Here is a 17753-nt window from a genome sequence, read left to right on the forward strand (position 1 = left end):
GGATTGAATTATGAACGTAGTTCAGGTTACCGGAAAAAATTTAATAACCCAGTTTCATGAGGTTCCGCAAATCATTTTTAAAAATGATCCCAATTACACTCCGCAATTGAGACCAATGATTGAGAATACTTTTAATCCTCAGAAAAACAATAAGTTCAAGAAAGGTGATGCCTGCAGGTGGTTGGTGAAAAAACAGGGGGAATTTGTAGGCAGAATTGCTGCTTTCTACGATTCTGATTATTACGAAGGTTACAATCAACCAACCGGGTGCATTGGTTTTTTTGAATGTATTAACGATAAAGAAGCTGCATTTTTTCTTTTCGATACGGCCCGAAAATGGTTGCACAAAAATGGCATGGAAGCCATGGATGGCCCGGTGAATTTTGGCGAAAACTTTTTTTACTGGGGGCTGCTTATCGATGGTTTTCAACCGCAAACGTTTGGCATGCAGTATCATCCCCCATACTATCGCGAGTTGTTTGAAGATTACGGGTTTAAAATTTTTTACAAGCAACTGAGCTATTCAATGGATGTTACCAATCCTGATCTGCCCGACAGGTTTTGGAAAATTGCCGGGTGGGTTGCCAAAAAGAAGGAATATTCGTTCGAGCATTTCACCTTCCGAAACCAGGAGAAATTTATTAGCGATTTTATTGAAATTCACCGGCAGGCCTGGTCGGATCACGGAAATTACAAACCGGTAAGGTTTTCTCAGCTAAAGAATATGATTCAGGATGCCCGCCTTATTCTGGATGAAGAGTTTATTTGGTTTGTTTACCACAACAATAAACCCATCGCCTTTTTTATGATGATTCCGGATTTGAACCAGATTATTCGAAAACTGAAAACGGGTAAGATCAATATATTAAACCTGTTGAAATTGCTTTATTACCGAAAGACCAATACAATTACACGTTGCAGGGTAATTGTTTTGGGCGTTGTGCCAAAGTTTCAGCGGCTGGGAATTGAATCGGGAATTTTCTATCACTTAAAAAAAGTGATGCTCCGTAAAAGTTGGTATAACGATATGGAAATGAGTTGGGTTGGTGACTTTAACCCCAAAATGAATGCGCTTTTTAAATCGTTTGGCGCGCAACAAACACTAACCCATGCAACTATGCGTTATTTATTTAATCGCGAAAAAGAATTCGAAAGGGCACCTGTTATTAACTAATCATCATTTACCTTTGTAGTAATAACACTTACCAGAGGTAGATTAAATTAAGAAAATGCAACTAATTGAAGTAACCGATAAAAAATCAAAAAAATATTTTCATAAAACACCACATTTCATTTATCGTGATGACCCAAACTGGGCTTGTCCGCTCGAAGGAATGGTAGAAAATACTTTTGACCCCCAAAAAAATCCGTCTTTCAAAAACGGCGAAGCCAAAAGGTGGGTATTAAAAAACAGCAGTGGAGAGTTGGTTGGGAGAATAGCTGCTTTTTACAATCTCGATAAAGCCAAAATTTTTGAGCAGCCTACCGGAGGGTGCGGTTTTTTTGAATGTATGGATAACCAGGAGGCTGCCAACCTGCTTTTCGACACCGCACGCGACTGGCTGAAAACAAAAGGAATGGAGGCCATGGATGGCCCGGTTAACTTTGGCGAAAATTATATGAACTGGGGCGTACTGGCCGACGGATTTATGCCTCAGGGTTTTGGCATGCCCTACAATCCTTCGTACTACGTAAAACTGTTCGAGAATTACGGATTTAAAGTTTATTTTGAACAATACAGTTATCACCTCGATACCACATTGCCCGAGCTGCCCGATCGTTTTTGGAAAGTGGCCGAATGGGTAGCCAAAAAGCCACAGTACAGTTTCAGGCATTTTTCATGGAAAGAAAAAGAAAAATTTATTGACGATTTTGCGCAAATTTACGATAATGCCTGGCGGTTTCACGAGCATTTCAAACCCATCGACAAGGATGATTTGAATGAGTTTATAAACAGTGCGAAATTTTTAATTGAAGAAGATTTAATATGGTTTGCCTATCACGAGGGCGAACCCATTGCACTTTTTGTTGCCGTACCAGACTTTAACCAGATTTTGGCCAAACTGAATGGCCGGATTACAACCTGGAATTTCCCGAAAGTATTGTGGTTGAAGTGGAGGAAAACCATGACACGCACGCGCAGCCTTATTATTGGAATTGTTCCTAAATTTCAGCGCTCTGGTATTGATGCCGCCATTTTCTGGCATCTTCGCCCTGCAATGTACCGCAAGCCCTGGTACACCGAAATGGAACTTTCCTGGGCCGGCGATTTCAATCCCAAAATTGTAGCCCTTTACGAATCGGTTGGCGGCAAACGGGCAAAAACGCATTATACCATGCGCTATTTGTTCGATCGGGACAAACCTTTCACCAGGGCACCCATTATTACCACTGAGCCGGGGAAAGAAAAAAGCCGTTCATGAAAAATGAAATTAAAAATCGTTTTGGTTTCTTGAATACAATATTTATCTTTGCAGACCTTTAAAAAGTTAAAAATGAATTAGGAATGGATTACAGTGAAAAATGTAACCATTCAAAAACAATTAAAAGAATAAGCAATGAAAAAGGGAATTCATCCAACAGATTACAGACTGGTTGCCTTCAAAGATATGTCGAACGGGGATACCTTTATCACCCGCTCAACAGTTGAAACAAAAGAGACCGTTGAAGTTGAAGGAACAGAGTATCCGTTGTACAAATTAGAGATTTCAAATACTTCGCATCCTTTCTATACCGGTAAAGTTAAACTGGTTGACTCCGCTGGTCGGGTTGATAAGTTTATGAGCCGCTATGGAAAACACATGGAAAAAAAGAAAAAGTAATCAATTTTACTGATAATTGAAAAGCTCCGTATTGCGGGGCTTTTTTTATGAAAAGTAGTTTATAATTCTTCAATATCAGGTAACCAAAAAAAAGCTCCCGGTAATACTTAAATGTCACGCGCCTGAAAAAATGTCGGTAAAGAAGCCGTATTTCTATGAACATACGGCATTTATTATTCGTTTCGGGGAGTGGCATGGCTATTGCCAGTTACCTCTGTTGTATTTTTGCGGATTCAGTTCCGTCAGTTTGACATTAATTAATTGAATATGGGTAAAATAAAAAATTCAGGATTACAAGATATATTATTGAACGGTTCGATGGAAAGTGACTCGGATTATATACCGATTATTGCCGACGGAGATGACAATGAACTTAAAAATACCGACATCCCCGATGTGTTACCTGTTCTGCCCCTGCGAAACACGGTTTTGTTCCCCGGAGTAGTGCTTCCCATCACGGTAGGGCGTAAAAAATCGTTGCAGTTAATTCAGGATGTTTACAAAGGCAGCCGGCTTCTGGGAGCATTGGCCCAGCGCGATTATACCATTGACGATCCCAAAAAAGAGGATTTGTTTTCAATTGGTACTGTGGCTGAGATTCTGAAAATATTGGAGATGCCCGACGGTTCAACATCGGTAATTATCCAGGGGAAAAGGCGTTTTACTACTATGGAATTTGTTGCCGACGAACCCTACTACAAAGCATCTGTTCAGCCACTCAACGATATCACATCGAAAAACGATTCAGAATTCAATGCAATTGTGGGTTCTTTAAAAGATTTGTCAATTAAAATTGCGCAGTTCTCTGCCAATGTTCCGCCCGAGGCTACTTTTGCTGTAAAAAATATTGAAAACTCCACATTCCTTATCAACTTCATTTGCTCAAACACCGATATCAATGTTGAAAACAAACAAACCTTGCTTGAAATCGACAGTTTAAAAGATCGGGGCGTGCAGGCAATCAGCTACCTTGTAAAAGAGGTTCAAATGCTGGAGCTGAAACAGGATATCCAGAAAAAGGTGAAAACCGACATGGATAAGCAGCAACGCGAATTCATGCTCAACCAGCAAATGAAAACCATTCAGGACGAGCTGGGCGGCAATCCGGTGGAACAGGAAATAAATGAGTTAAAAGAAAAGGGCAAAGACAAAAAGTGGAGCAAGGAGGTGGCGCGCTTTTATGAAAAAGAAGTAGAAAAACTTCACCGGTTAAACCCCGCTGCCGGAGAATATTCAGTGCAATATACTTTCTGTCAAACATTGGCCGAACTTCCGTGGAATGAATTCACCGAAGATAATTTCGATTTGAAAAATGCCAGCAAAGTGCTGGATGAAGATCATTACGGGCTTGAAAAAGTGAAGGAAAGAATTCTGGAACACTTGGCCGTGCTTAAATTGAAAAACGATATGAAAGCCCCGATTCTTTGCCTTTATGGCCCTCCCGGGGTGGGTAAAACTTCGCTCGGAAAATCAGTTGCACGAGCCCTCGACCGCAAATACGTGCGAATGAGCCTGGGCGGCCTGAGCGACGAATCAGAAATTCGCGGACACCGCAAAACCTATATTGGCGCCATGCCCGGCCGGATTATCCAAAATATTAAGAAAGTCAAAACATCCAACCCGGTATTTATTCTTGACGAGATTGACAAGGTTTCCAAACATTTTCATGGCGATCCGGCTTCGGCACTGCTCGAAGTGCTGGACCCGGAGCAAAATTCGGAATTTCACGACAATTACGTGGAAATGGACTACGACCTTTCGAAAGTGATGTTTATTGCAACCGCCAATACGTTAAATACAATTGCCCCGCCACTGCGCGACAGGCTCGAGTTGATTGAAGTGAGCGGTTATTTGGTGGAAGAGAAGATAGAAATTGCCAAACGGCACCTCATTCCCAAACAGCTGGAAAATCATGGTTTGAAAAAGAGCGAAGTCACTTTCCCGAAAAAAACTATCGAACTGATAATTGACGGGTACACCCGGGAGTCCGGTGTCAGGGAACTGGATAAAAAAATTGCTAAAATTATTCGCCGCGTGGCCAAAAAAATCGCATTCGAAGAGCCTTACAACAAAAAGCTTACAAAAGACGACGTGCGCGAGTATTTGGGAGTAACTGAATATTCAAAAGAACGCTACCAGGGAAATGAGTTTGCCGGTGTGGTTACCGGACTGGCCTGGACAGCAGTTGGTGGCGAAATCCTGTTTGTGGAAACAAGCCTGAGCAAGGGGAAAGGCACACTCACACTTACCGGAAACCTGGGCGATGTGATGAAAGAATCGGCAATGTTGGCGCATGAATATTTAAAATCGCACGCAGAAGATTTGGGACTAAACCCTGAAATTTTCAGTAACTGGAATGTGCATGTTCACGTACCAGAAGGTGCCATACCAAAAGATGGACCTTCGGCAGGAGTAACAATGGTTACTTCGCTGGCTTCTGCATTTACCCAGCAAAAAGTGAAAAAGAATTTGGCCATGACCGGTGAAATTACACTTCGGGGTAAAGTACTGCCGGTTGGCGGTATTAAAGAAAAAATACTGGCGGCCAAAAGAGCTGGCATAACTGAAATCATCCTTTCGGAAGAGAACAAAAAGAATTTGGAGGAGATCAAGGATGAGTACCTGAAAGGATTGAATTTTCACTTTGTGAAAACAATTATGGATGTGCTCGATTTTGCTTTACTGAAAACAAAAGTTAACAGGCCTGTAAAATTGTAAGGCCACCTGATAGAAATATTAACCAGTAATAAAATAGCGATGTCAAAATTTATTTTAGTTATTTTTTTGGCCCTGTTTTTTGGATGCCAGTCGGGCAGCAAAAACCAATCTGTTGGTGAAGACCAGGAAAACAGTACAGCTGCTGTGGTTGAAAAAACCATTAACATTGGCGGAATGCATTGCGATATGTGCGTGGCTTCTATCGAAAAAGGAATTAATCAACTTGAAGGGATTGAGTCGGTAACAGCCAGTTTGAGTGATTCAACTGCTATTGTGGTTTTTGATGAATCGAAAGCCAGTCTCAGTCAAATTGAAACAGCAATAGAGAAAAGAGGCTACAAGGTTAAAGCGGTATCTGAATAAGAGCTTTTCGGGAGATTAATTTTAATTTTTTCATTTTTTTTCGAAATTTGTCGCTTCCTCACTTATGTTACAAACAATGAAATTTTCATTGTTCTTTTCTCTTTTGCTATTGGCTACCGAAGTTCCATTTGGACAAAGGAATAATTTAACCCAGAATATTAGAGGCACAGTAATTACTGCCGATTCATTAGTGCTTTTAAAAACAAACGCACTTTTCTATGTCAAATACCGTGTCTGTTTTTAATGTTTTTAAACAGGCTTTTTGTCCACAATTTCAGTGGTTTTTGGCATTCGGTTTGCTTTAAAACAGCAAATTAATTTGTTGCCTGAAGTCATGAAAAACAATTCAAATCATAAAATAGAAACTTTTTCGGGAAAATCAGTCTGGAAAGTAGAAATTACCTTCCTGTCTTACGATGAAAACGGACATCACTTTTTACCCACTGAAAAACCGGTACAGTTGAAGGTGTTACTCAATTGATTACAAAAGTTATATGAAAGTCATGCCCTCACTTAAAGTGAGGGTACGACTATTCCATCCTGAGTCTAATATTCATCCCAGCTTTTTATCGAAATATCCTTCAGTTCATATTTGCAGATTCCGTAAATAAATGCACTGGCAACCCGGGCATTTGTAATTAACGGAATGTTGAAATCAATTGCATTTCTTCGAATCTGATATCCGTTTTTCAACTCACGTTTGGTATAGTTTTTCGGAATATTTATTACCAGATCGATTTTTTTCTTCTTAATGTATTCAATGGTATTCGGATGCCGGTCTTCTTCGTCGGGCCAGTTGAGCAGTGTGTTGTTGATGCCGTTGTCCATGAAAAACTTGTGGGTTCCTTCAGTCGCAAAAAGGTTGTATCCTCTCTGCGTCAGCATCTGCGCACTTTTCAACAGTTCCACTTTTGAACGCGACGGACCTGATGAGATGAGTACATTTTTTATCGGAATGTTATAACCTACCGAAAGCATCGACTTTAAAATGGCTTCGTAGTAGGTTTCTCCAATACAGGCCACTTCGCCTGTTGAAGCCATGTCCACGCCCAACACCGGGTCGGCATTCAGCAATCGCGAAAATGAAAACTGAGGTGCCTTTACGCCCACATAATCCAGTTCGAAAAGCGATTTGTCCGGCTTTGCAACCGGTACGCCCAACATTACTTTTGTAGCTATTTCAATGAGGTTCAACTTCATTACTTTCGACACGAACGGGAAACTGCGCGATGCCCTCAGATTGCACTCAATAACTTTTATGTCGTTGTCTTTTGCAAGAAACTGCATGTTGAACGGCCCCGTTATTTCCAGTCCCTGGGCGATTTCCCGTGCAATTTTTTTCACCCGCCTGATGGTTTCAATATATAGTTTTTGTGGTGGAAAAACTATGGTTGCATCGCCCGAGTGAACACCGGCAAACTCCACATGTTCCGAAATGGCATAAGCAATAATTTCCCCTTCGCGGGCTACGGCATCGATTTCAATTTCTTTGGCCTCCTCAATAAATTCGCTTACCACCACCGGGTGTTCTTTGGAAACATTGGCAGCCATCTGAAGCAAATGCTCCAGCTGTTCAGGGTTCGAAACCACATTCATGGCTGCACCCGAAAGAACATAGGAGGGGCGAATGAGTACTGGGTAGCCCACTTCATCGATAAACTTGTAAATTTCTTCGAAGGTGGAAAGCTTTGCCCAGCGGGGCTGGTCGATTTTTAATTTATCGAGCAGGGAAGAGAATTTTTCGCGATCCTCGGCATTGTCAATTTTTATTGGCGAAGTTCCCAGTACCGGCACCTCCTGGCTGTGCAGTTTCATGGCCAGGTTGTTTGGTATCTGGCCGCCCGTCGAAATAATTACCCCGTAAGGATTTTCCAGATCAATAATGTCCATCACCCGTTCAAAAGTGAGTTCATCGAAATAGAGCCGGTCGCAGGTGTCGTAGTCGGTACTTACCGTTTCGGGGTTGTAATTGATCATCACCGATCGGTAGTTTTCCTTTTTTATGGAATTGATTGCATTTACGCTGCACCAGTCGAATTCCACCGAACTCCCAATCCGGTAGGCACCCGATCCCAGCACAATCACCGATTTATTGTCGTTGAAAAATTCGATGTCATTTTCATCTCCGTTGTACGTAAGATAAAGGTAATTGGTCAGTGCAGGATATTCACCGGCAAGGGTGTCAATTTGTTTTACTACCGGTACAATGCCTTTCATTTTGCGGTATGCCCTTACTTTTAGCAAATCTTCCTGAATTCTTTCATTAGGGCTTTCAAATACGAGACGGGCAAGCTGGAAGTCGGAATACCCCGCTTTTTTGGCCAGTTTCAGCAACTCGTCCGGAAGGTCTTCAAGTCGGTTAACTTTTTCAAGTTCGTTTTTTATCTTGAAAATGTTTTTGAGGCGGTATAAAAACCAGCGATCGATTTTTGTTTTTTCGCAAAGTTCATCTATTGAATAACCTTTGTTGAAAGCTTCTGCAATGGCAAAAATACGGCGGTCGGTCGGGTAGGTCAGTTCCGATTCAATTTCTTCAATATTAATTTCTTCTTTGTTGGCTACAAAACCGTGCATTCCGAGGCCCACCATCCGAATGCCTTTTTGAATGGCTTCTTCAAAAGTACGGCCGATGGCCATAATTTCGCCCACACTCTTCATGGAACTCCCAATGTTTTTGGAAACGCCGATGAATTTGTTGAGGTCCCAGCGCGGAATTTTAACCACGCAATAATCCAGTGCCGGCTCAAAAGCAGCGGTGGTCACTTTGGTTACCGAGTTCCTGAGTTGGTGCAAACCGTAGCCCAGTCCCAGTTTGGCAGCCACAAAGGCCAGCGGGTAGCCGGTTGCTTTCGATGCCAGTGCCGACGAACGCGACAGGCGTGCATTGACTTCAATTACACGGTAATCTTCGGAGTGCGGATCGAGCGCGAACTGCACGTTACATTCGCCAACAACACCTACACGACGAATGATTTTGATTGAAATTTCCCGCAACTTGTGGTATTCTGAATTATTGAGTGTTTGCGACGGAGCCACAACAATACTTTCGCCCGTGTGAATGCCCAGCGGGTCGAAATTTTCCATGTTGCAAACCGTAATGCAGTTGTCGAACTGGTCGCGCACAACCTCATATTCAACTTCTTTCCAACCTTTAATCGATTCTTCAATCAGAATTTGGGGTGAATATGAAAAAGCTTTTGAGGCCAGGTTTTCCAGCTCTTTTTCATTCTCGCAAAAACCGCTGCCCAAACCTCCGAGGGTGTAGGCTGCCCTTACGATAATAGGGAACCCTACTTTTTGTGCGGCAGCATGGGCTTCTTCCATATTGGAAGCGGCAATGCTTTGCGGTGTTTTTACGTCGATTTCGCCAAGCATTTGTCGGAAAATATCGCGGTCTTCGGTGTCAATAATCGATTGCACCGGTGTTCCTACCACTTCAACATTGTATTTTTCCAGCACTCCGGCTTCGAATAATTTCACCCCGCAGTTGAGGGCAGTTTGTCCGCCAAATGCGAGTAAAATCCCCTGGGGCTTTTCTTTCTTAATAATTTCTTCCACAAAATATGGAGTAACCGGAAGGAAATAAATTTTGTCGGCAATCTCTGTCGAGGTTTGAATGGTGGCTATGTTTGGATTGATAAGAACAGTTTCAACACCTTCTTCTTTCAGTGCTTTTAATGCCTGCGATCCCGAGTAATCAAATTCCCCGGCCTCGCCGATTTTAAGTGCTCCGGACCCGAGGATAATTGCTTTTTTTATCTTTTTATTTATCATGATGTTCGCTTGATTTTCGAAATTGATTAATCTTTTTTGATGCTGTCAATAAAATCATCAAATAAAAACTCTGTATCGGTTGGCCCGCTTGAGGCTTCAGGGTGAAATTGTGTCGAGAAAAACGGTTTTGTTTTGTGTTTTATTCCTTCGTTGGTATTGTCGTTGGCATTGGTAAACAAAGGTTCCCAGTCGTTGGGTAGTGTTTCGGTGGCAACGGCAAACCCGTGGTTTTGCGAAGTGATAAAACACCTGTCGGTTCCCTGAAGAATTACCGGCTGGTTGTGGCTGCGGTGTCCGAACTTTAGCTTGTAGGTATCGGCACCGGCAGCTCGTGCCAGTAGCTGGTTGCCCAGGCAAATACCCATTACCGGTTTTTCGCCCCCAATGGCTTTTTTCACATTTTGCACTGTTTCCTCGCACATGGCAGGGTCGCCCGGTCCGTTGGAAATAAATACACCATCGTAATCTTCGTTCGAGAAATCATAGTTCCACGGAACGCGAATCACGGTTGTCCCTCTTTTCAGCAGGCAGCGGATAATGTTATTTTTTACACCGCAGTCAATCAGGACCACTCTTTTTTCTCCGTCGCCATATACTTCTCGTTCAGTGCAGCTGGCCCGTGCCACCAGGTTTTCTTTGTTGGGATCGTAAAAATCAGTTTCTTCTCCCTCAAACTCAATTTTACCCAGCATTGAACCTTTGTCGCGTAAAATTTTTGTCAATGCCCTGGTGTCGATATCGAAAATGCCGGGAACATTGTATTCTTTTAGCCAGTCGGAAAGGCTTTTTTCGGCATTCCAGTGGCTGAATTCAAAAGAGTAATCGGAAATTACAAGCCCGCTGATGTGTAACTTGTTCGACTCATAATATTTATGAATGCCATTTTCTTTGTGGCCATGAGGCACTCCGTAATTGCCAATCATCGGGTAGGTTGAAACCAGAATCTGGCCCGTGTACGATGGGTCTGTCAAACTTTCGGGATAACCCGTCATGGCTGTGTAGAAAACCACTTCGCCGGCAGTCGATTTTTCACTTCCAAATGATTTCCCGGTGAATACAGTTCCGTTTTCAAGAATGAGTTTTGCTTGTTTTGCTTTTAACATTTTAACCGCTCTGTTTAAAAAAATGCGCTTGCCCCAAAACGGTTCAAACGCATTTTAATGTATTACCTGTAAATTATACTTTTTAACTTTCCCATAAAGGTTTAATATGATGGATTCACATTCATAACCGCGACAAAATTAATAATATTTCTTGATTTTTCGTTTGTTTTTTGAAAATAATGCATAATTTTGCACCAGAAATGTATAATTATTCAGTGCAAAATAAATGGTCACAGTAAAATAGGCAGATGACATTATTTTTTTTGTATTGAAAAGTTTAGTCGATACATTTAATTAGATCAGGTTAAATTAAAAAGAAACAACTATTGGAAATGAAAAACCGGGTTCAGCGGCAGCTTGAAATCAGAAAAATAATTTCGAAGGGGAAGGTACGCAGCCAGGAGGAATTGCTTGCCGTATTAAAACACAGAGGTTATGATTTAACACAGGCTACTTTGTCGCGCGATTTGAAATTTCTTCAGGTTGCAAAAGTGCCTCATCCGGTAAGAGGATATGTTTACGAAATTCCGGAAAATGGCCAGAACGAAAGCAGAAAAAGACAGGTTCGCGAAAATTATCTGGCCGACGGCTTTATGAGCTTGCAGTTTTCCGGCAATCTGGCTGTAATGAAAACCCTGCCCGGATACGCAAGTAGTTTGGCGGTTGTGATCGACAGCGCGAGGAAATGGGAAATTTTAGCTACCGTTGCAGGCGACGATACGATTCTGGTTATTCAGCGCGAGGGAACTACAAAAAACGATTTGATTAATGCACTGGTATCGATTATGCCAAAATTGAAAAACAAATTGTAGGAATGAAAGAGATAAAAAACATGAAAGTGGTGGTAGCCGGGGAGGAACATGTTAAATATGTGGATGAAATTAACGACGCTATTGATGAGGCATCGAAACAAAGAGGGACCGGTATCGCACGCAGGACATTTGAATACCTTGCATCGAAAATAACTGATGGAAAGGCTGTAATTGCTTTGCATGATGATAAATTTGCAGGGTTTTGTTACATCGAATCCTGGGGGAACAAAGGTTTTGTGGCCAACTCAGGATTAATTGTGGTACCAAAGTACCGCGGTTACGGACTTGCCAAAGAAATTAAACGGAAGGCATTTCAGCTTTCAAGAAAAAAATATCCCGAGGCAAAAATTTTCGGCCTTACAACCGGACTGGCCGTGATGAAAATTAACCATGAACTGGGTTACCGACCTGTTACATTTTCAGAATTAACAACCGACGACCAGTTTTGGAATGGCTGCAAGGGGTGTGTGAATTACGATATCCTGGAGCGGATGGATCGGACCAAGTGTTTGTGTACCGGTATGTTATACGATCCGGCCTGGGAAAAAACTGCCAAAAAGAATGGTAGTATACGGAAGCGCAGTCTATTAGATATTGCTCACAAATTAAAACCCAAAAACGGTTTTAAAAAGCAAAAATCAGAATCAGTAAAAAAAAAGAAAAACTAAAGAGTGACGGATGGTCAATTGATAATTAAGCAGTAATTAATAATCACTCCGTAAATGGATAGTTTTAAAGATGGAATTGACTCTTCTGTCACTCTTTTATATAAAAATATGTTATGGGCAAGAAATTAGTTTTGGCATTTAGTGGCGGTCTCGACACTTCGTTTTGTGTTAAGTATTTAAAGGAAGAAAAAGGATTTGAAGTTTATACCGCCATTGCAAATACAGGTGGTTTTTCTAGTGATGAGTTAAAAATTATTGAAGAAAAAGCGTACCGGCTTGGAGCCAAAGAACACGTAACGCTTGATGTTACCGGCGAGTACTACGAAAAATGCATTCGCTACATGGTTTACGGCAATGTTTTGCGAAACAACACCTATCCTGTTTCAGTAAGTTCTGAGCGGGTTTTTCAGGCTATTGCCACCATTGAATATGCAAAAAAAATTGGCGCATCATACATTGCCCACGGTAGTACCGGGGCGGGTAACGACCAGGTGCGGTTCGACCTCACTTTTCAGGTGCTGGCACCCGAAATTGAAATTATTACACCCACTCGCGACCTGATGCTCAGCCGTCAGGAGGAAATCGACTTCCTGAAAAAATATGGGGTGGAAGATGATTTTGAAAAAATGCAGTATTCCATCAATCAGGGAATCTGGGGAACCAGCGTGGGGGGCAAGGAAACGTTGACTTCCGATAAGGGATTGCCAAACGAGGCTTTTCCAAGTCAACTAAAAACGGAATCAGAAAAGAATATTGAGTTGGGTTTTGAAAAGGGCGAACTGAAAACCATCAACGGCAAGTCGTATGACAATGGCCCAGCCACCATTCAGGCTTTGGAAGAGATCGCTTCGGAATACGCCATAGGCCGCGATATCCATGTGGGCGACACTATTATTGGCATTAAAGGCCGGGTGGGATTTGAAGCCGCCGCACCGCTCATCATTATTAAAGCGCACCACCTGCTCGAAAAACATACCCTCACCAAATGGCAGGCCTACTGGAAAGAGCAACTGGCCAACTGGTACGGCATGTTTCTGCACGAGGCAATGTACCAGGAACCAGTAATGCGGAATATTGAAACGTTCCTTGAGGCTACTCAGGAAAATGTGACCGGGAAAGTGTTCGTGAAATTATTGCCTTATCGTTTTGAATTGCAGGGAATTGAATCTGAACACGACCTGATGAAATCCGGTTTTGGCGATTATGGTGAAACCGTGAACGAATGGTCGGCTGAAGATATAAAAGGCTTTACAAATATTATGGCCAACTCACTGAAAATTTACCACAAGGTCAACAACAAAATCTGATAAATGATTAAAGTTGGAATCATAGGAGGTGCAGGTTATACGGCAGGAGAGTTGCTGCGGATTTTGCTTTATCATCCGCAGACTGAAATTATTTTTGTGCATAGCTCGAGCAATGCCGGAAACACGGTTTCCGATGTGCATGTTGATTTGCTGGGCGATACCGGTTTGAAGTTTACCAGTACCATGCCTTTAAGCGATGTGGATGTGATTTTTCTTTGCATGGGGCATGGAAAATCGAAAGAGTTCATTGAAAAAAATGAATTGCCAGGAAGGTTGAAAGTGGTGGATTTGAGCCACGATTTCCGGCTGAAACGGGAAGGTAATGAATTTGTTTACGGATTGCCCGAACTGAATCGCGAGGAGATTAAAACTGCGAAAAAAATTGCCAATCCCGGTTGTTTTGCTACCGGAATTCAACTGGCTTTGCTGCCTCTGGCTGCCGGAAATTTATTGGTTGACGAAGTGCATGTGCAGGCCATAACCGGTTCCACCGGTGCTGGCCAGAAACCTACCGAAACTTCGCATTTCAGCTGGCGAAACAGCAACCTTTCGGCCTATAAAATTTTCGAACATCAACATCAGGGTGAAATTTTGCAAAGCCTCGGCCAGTTGCAACCCGGATTTTCTAACGGATTCAATTTTGTTCCCATTCGCGGAACCCATACACGAGGCATTTTTGTTTCGGCCTACACCAAATTTGAGGGGCCCCTGGAAGAAGCAAATGAATTGTACCAGGCATTTTACATAGGTCACCCTTTTGTGGTTTTGTCAGAAAAAAATCCTTCACTCAAACAAGTGGTGAACACCAACAAAGCCGTCCTGTATCTTGAAAAACATCACGATAAGCTGGTGATTATCAGCCTGACCGACAACCTTATAAAAGGCGCTTCGGGCCAGGCGGTGCAAAATATGAATTTGATGTTTGGTTTGGATGAAAAAGCCGGATTGAATTTAAAGCCGGTTGCATTTTAAAAATAAATAGCCACAGATTCACAGATTTTTAGTTTGCGGTTATGATTTAAAAATTGAAAATAATTGAAGAATGGATAGTATATTTTGCATAAACTTCGTGCTTCCAACTTCCATCTTCCAACTTCTTAAAACATGAAACTTTTTGACGTATATCCGCTTTTTAATATTACCCCGGTAAAAGCCCGCGGCTGCTATGTTTGGGATTCGGTGGGCAACCGCTACCTCGATTTGTACGGGGGCCACGCCGTAATTTCAATCGGACACAGCCATCCGCACTATGTTTCGTTCATTTCTGAGCAGATTAGAAAAATAGGTTTTTACAGCAACTCCATTCAAAACCCGCTGCAGCAGGAACTGGCGGATAAACTGGGCGAGATTTCCGGTTACAACGATTATCAGCTTTTTCTTTGCAACTCGGGCGCAGAAGCTAACGAGAATGCCATTAAACTGGCGTCATTTGTTTCCGACCGGAAAAAATTCATTAGCTATCAAAAAGCATTTCACGGGCGTACATCGGCTGCCGTAGCGTTAACCGACAACCCAAAAATTACTGCTCCTGTAAATGAAACAGAGAATGCAGTTATTTTGCCGCTGAACGATTTGGAAGCCACAGAAGAAGTGCTGAAAACCGGTGAAGTTGCAGGAGTTATAATCGAAGGCATACAGGGAATAGGCGGGGTAAATATTCCGGATAGCCATTTTATGGAAGGCCTGGCCACCTTAACGCGTAAATACGGAACACTTTTTATTGTCGATGAAATTCAGTCGGGTTACGGGCGCAGCGGACGTTTTTTTGCTCACCAGTATGCCGAAGTCAAACCCGATATCATTACAGTTGCAAAAGGAATGGGAAATGGCTTCCCCATTGGCGGGGTACTCATTCAACCCGGAATAAAGGCGTGGCCCGGAATGCTGGGCACTACTTTTGGTGGTAACCACCTGGCATGTGCCGCGGGTATAGCAGTTCTCGATATAATTAATAATGAAAAACTGGTTCAGAATGCGGAAACCGTTGGAAATTATTTCATAAATGAATTAAAGGCATTAAATTTCGATGTTAAAATTCGCGGTAAGGGTTTGATGATTGGACTGGAATTTTCCTTTCCTGTGCAGGAGCTGAGGAAAAGTCTTCTTTTTAAACACAAGATTTTTACGGGTGTTTCCGATACAAACATGATTCGGTTATTGCCTCCGCTGAAGATAAATGCAGAACAGTCCGATGAATTCATCAAGGCTTTTGCCGAAGCTTTTTCAGATTACAAAAATATCGGGAATTATGAAGAAACAACAAACGAAAAGTAAAATGGAAAATAAAAAAATTGCCATAATCGGTGCCGGAAATATGGGAGGAGCCATTGTAGTTGGGCTGCTGAAATCAGGTTTTATAAAAGCCACGAATATTTTTGTTTCCGACAGGCGGGAGCACGTTCTGGAAGAGATGAAAGCCCGCGGTGTAAATGTGGCTCAAAATAATAGTGAAGCCGCCCGAAAAGCTGATGTGGTTATCACCGCGGTAAAACCCTATCATATCGAAAATGTTTTGTCAGAAATTAAGTCGGAATTGAATGAAGATAAAATCTTGATTTCAATTGTGGCCGGAGTAGGAATCGATGAGTTGGGAGCTATGGCAGGAAAAGAAATCCCGATTTTCAGGGTAATGCCAAACACAGCTATTGCTTTACAGGAATCGCTTACATGTGTTTCAGCGAACGGAAATACCCACGCACATAAAGAATACGTTATGAACTTATTCAACCAGCTGGGCGAAACTGTTGAAATTCAGGAAGAGCTGATGGCTGCTGCAACAGCGCTTTCTTCCTGCGGCATTGCATTTGCACTTCGCTATATCAGGGCGGCAATGCAGGGCGGCATTGAAATAGGCTTCAGTGCAGAGCTGGCACAATTTATTACTGCACAAACAGTGAAAGGTGCTACAGAGCTGGTGCTGCAAACAGGCCATCATCCCGAACGCGAAATCGATAAAGTTACTACACCACGCGGAGTCACAATTACCGGCCTGAATGAAATGGAGCATAAAGGATTCAGTTCTTCGCTGATACAGGGCATTCTGGCATCTTATAATAAAATTGAAAAAGATTTAAGGTAGATTAAATGGAATTCAGGTACAGCAAAATAACCGTAAAAATTGGCAGTAATGTGCTCACAAAACCAGATGGGACATTAAATGTTTCGCGCATTGCCCATTTGGTTGACCAGATAGCTTTTCTCCATAAAAATGGGGTGGAGGTAATTCTGGTTTCATCCGGTGCAGTAGCCGCCGGACGTGCTGTGCTCAAACCTTCACACAAAACTGATGCTGTTTCGAAACGGCAACTTTGGGCCGCCCTTGGGCAGGTAAAACTTATCGGGAGGTATTCCGATTTTTTCGGTGAACACGGGTTAACCTGCGCACAGGTTTTAACCACAAAAGAGAATTTCTCGAGCCGCGGCCACTACCTGAATATGAAGAACTGCATGACCACTTTGCTCGAAAACAGGGTCATTCCAATAGTAAACGAAAACGATACTATTTCAGTAACCGAGCTGATGTTTACTGACAATGATGAGCTTTCAGGTTTGATTGCTTCAATGGTAAATTCGGAGGCATTAATTATACTGAGCAATGTGGACGGTGTTTTTACAGCGCATCCTGAAAATGAAAATGCTGAGTTGATTCAAAAAGTGGGCATTAACGATGGTGAACCCGAAAATGCCATTTCAGGAAATCATTCGGAGTTCGGGCGCGGCGGAATGCGCACCAAGTTCCGGATTGCCAAAAAACTGGCCAAAGCAGGTATTGGGGTTTATCTGGCCAATGGGTTAAAAGAAAATATATTGACGAAAATATTAAGCAGTGACGAAATCTCAGCACATACCTTTTTTGAACCCAGTGACAAAAGTTCAAGTGGCATAAAAAAATGGATTGCCTATTCCGATGGGTTTACCAAAGGGAGTGTGGTGGTGAACAAAGGAGCTGCTGCTGCTTTGAAATCGGAAAAAGCGGTGAGCCTTTTGCCGGTTGGAATTGTTACCATTAAAAATGAGTTCAAAAAAGGTGACCTGATTCGAATTGTGGAAGAATCAGGAGATATAATTGGATTGGGGAAGGCGCAGTACAGCTTCGACAAGGTTGAAGCTGAAAAACAATCGGTAAAGCAAAAGGCGCTGGTACACTACGATTATTTGTACATAGAAACTACAACAAACCATTAGC

At 42.3% G+C, this 17753-nt stretch carries 15 protein-coding genes; 13 read left to right on the forward strand and 2 right to left on the reverse strand.

The window, feature by feature from the left end:
- The first annotated feature begins 10 nt into the window (after positions 1–10).
- From BUC07_RS14720 to BUC07_RS14745, 6 genes are all read left to right on the forward strand, one after another.
- A complete protein-coding gene (locus BUC07_RS14720) occupies positions 11–1174 on the forward strand; it encodes a hypothetical protein (protein ID WP_073171072.1) in 1164 nt (387 codons plus the stop codon).
- 55 nt (positions 1175–1229) lie between these two features.
- Positions 1230–2423: an N-acetyltransferase gene (locus BUC07_RS14725; RefSeq protein WP_073171075.1), complete on the forward strand. Its 1194-nt coding sequence runs from the start codon at positions 1230–1232 to the stop codon at positions 2421–2423.
- Positions 2424–2558: 135 nt separating this feature from the next.
- Positions 2559–2822, forward strand: coding sequence for a type B 50S ribosomal protein L31 (locus tag BUC07_RS14730; RefSeq protein WP_073171078.1), 264 nt, complete (start codon positions 2559–2561; stop codon positions 2820–2822).
- A 267-nt stretch (positions 2823–3089) separates the two neighbouring features.
- Positions 3090–5540: an endopeptidase La gene (lon, locus tag BUC07_RS14735; protein ID WP_073171081.1), complete on the forward strand. Its 2451-nt coding sequence runs from the start codon at positions 3090–3092 to the stop codon at positions 5538–5540.
- Between the two features lie 39 nt (positions 5541–5579).
- The gene (locus BUC07_RS20570; RefSeq protein ID WP_083578280.1) at positions 5580–5903 is read left to right on the forward strand and encodes a heavy-metal-associated domain-containing protein; all 324 of its coding nucleotides are present in this window, start codon (positions 5580–5582) and stop codon (positions 5901–5903) included.
- Between the two features lie 334 nt (positions 5904–6237).
- Positions 6238–6384 carry a hypothetical protein gene (locus BUC07_RS14745; RefSeq protein WP_175552541.1) on the forward strand — a complete coding sequence of 49 codons (147 nt, stop codon included), beginning with the start codon at positions 6238–6240 and terminating at the stop codon, positions 6382–6384.
- A gap of 65 nt (positions 6385–6449) precedes the next feature.
- On the opposite strand, the gene carB is transcribed toward BUC07_RS14745, so the two are convergent.
- Together carB and carA are read right to left on the reverse strand one after the other, a co-directional pair.
- Positions 6450–9677: a carbamoyl-phosphate synthase (glutamine-hydrolyzing) large subunit gene (gene carB, locus BUC07_RS14750; RefSeq protein ID WP_245792714.1), complete on the reverse strand. Its 3228-nt coding sequence runs from the start codon at positions 9675–9677 to the stop codon at positions 6450–6452.
- 26 nt (positions 9678–9703) lie between these two features.
- The gene (gene carA / locus BUC07_RS14755) at positions 9704–10780 is read right to left on the reverse strand and encodes a glutamine-hydrolyzing carbamoyl-phosphate synthase small subunit (RefSeq protein WP_073171087.1); all 1077 of its coding nucleotides are present in this window, start codon (positions 10778–10780) and stop codon (positions 9704–9706) included.
- Between the two features lie 332 nt (positions 10781–11112).
- Between carA and BUC07_RS14760 the strand changes: the two genes are divergently transcribed.
- The 7 genes from BUC07_RS14760 to proB all read left to right on the forward strand — a co-directional run bounded on the left by BUC07_RS14760 (position 11113) and on the right by proB (position 17752).
- Entirely contained in the window at positions 11113–11592 is a 480-nt protein-coding gene (locus BUC07_RS14760; protein ID WP_073171090.1) for an arginine repressor, read from the forward strand.
- 2 nt (positions 11593–11594) lie between these two features.
- Positions 11595–12260, forward strand: coding sequence for a GNAT family N-acetyltransferase (locus tag BUC07_RS14765; RefSeq protein ID WP_073171093.1), 666 nt, complete (start codon positions 11595–11597; stop codon positions 12258–12260).
- Positions 12261–12373: 113 nt separating this feature from the next.
- Positions 12374–13567 carry an argininosuccinate synthase gene (locus BUC07_RS14770; protein WP_073171096.1) on the forward strand — a complete coding sequence of 398 codons (1194 nt, stop codon included), beginning with the start codon at positions 12374–12376 and terminating at the stop codon, positions 13565–13567.
- A 3-nt stretch (positions 13568–13570) separates the two neighbouring features.
- A complete protein-coding gene (gene argC, locus BUC07_RS14775) occupies positions 13571–14539 on the forward strand; it encodes an N-acetyl-gamma-glutamyl-phosphate reductase (protein ID WP_073171099.1) in 969 nt (322 codons plus the stop codon).
- A gap of 132 nt (positions 14540–14671) precedes the next feature.
- Positions 14672–15841 carry an aspartate aminotransferase family protein gene (locus BUC07_RS14780; RefSeq protein WP_073171102.1) on the forward strand — a complete coding sequence of 390 codons (1170 nt, stop codon included), beginning with the start codon at positions 14672–14674 and terminating at the stop codon, positions 15839–15841.
- A 1-nt stretch (position 15842) separates the two neighbouring features.
- Positions 15843–16646, forward strand: a complete 804-nt coding sequence (gene proC, locus BUC07_RS14785) for a pyrroline-5-carboxylate reductase (protein WP_073171178.1) — start codon at positions 15843–15845, stop codon at positions 16644–16646.
- A 5-nt stretch (positions 16647–16651) separates the two neighbouring features.
- Entirely contained in the window at positions 16652–17752 is a 1101-nt protein-coding gene (proB, locus tag BUC07_RS14790) for a glutamate 5-kinase (protein WP_073171105.1), read from the forward strand.
- Position 17753: the final 1 nt, after the last annotated feature.

It is taken from the genome of Tangfeifania diversioriginum, assembly GCF_900141875.1.
GTDB classification, from domain to species: Bacteria; Bacteroidota; Bacteroidia; order Bacteroidales; family Prolixibacteraceae; genus Tangfeifania; species Tangfeifania diversioriginum.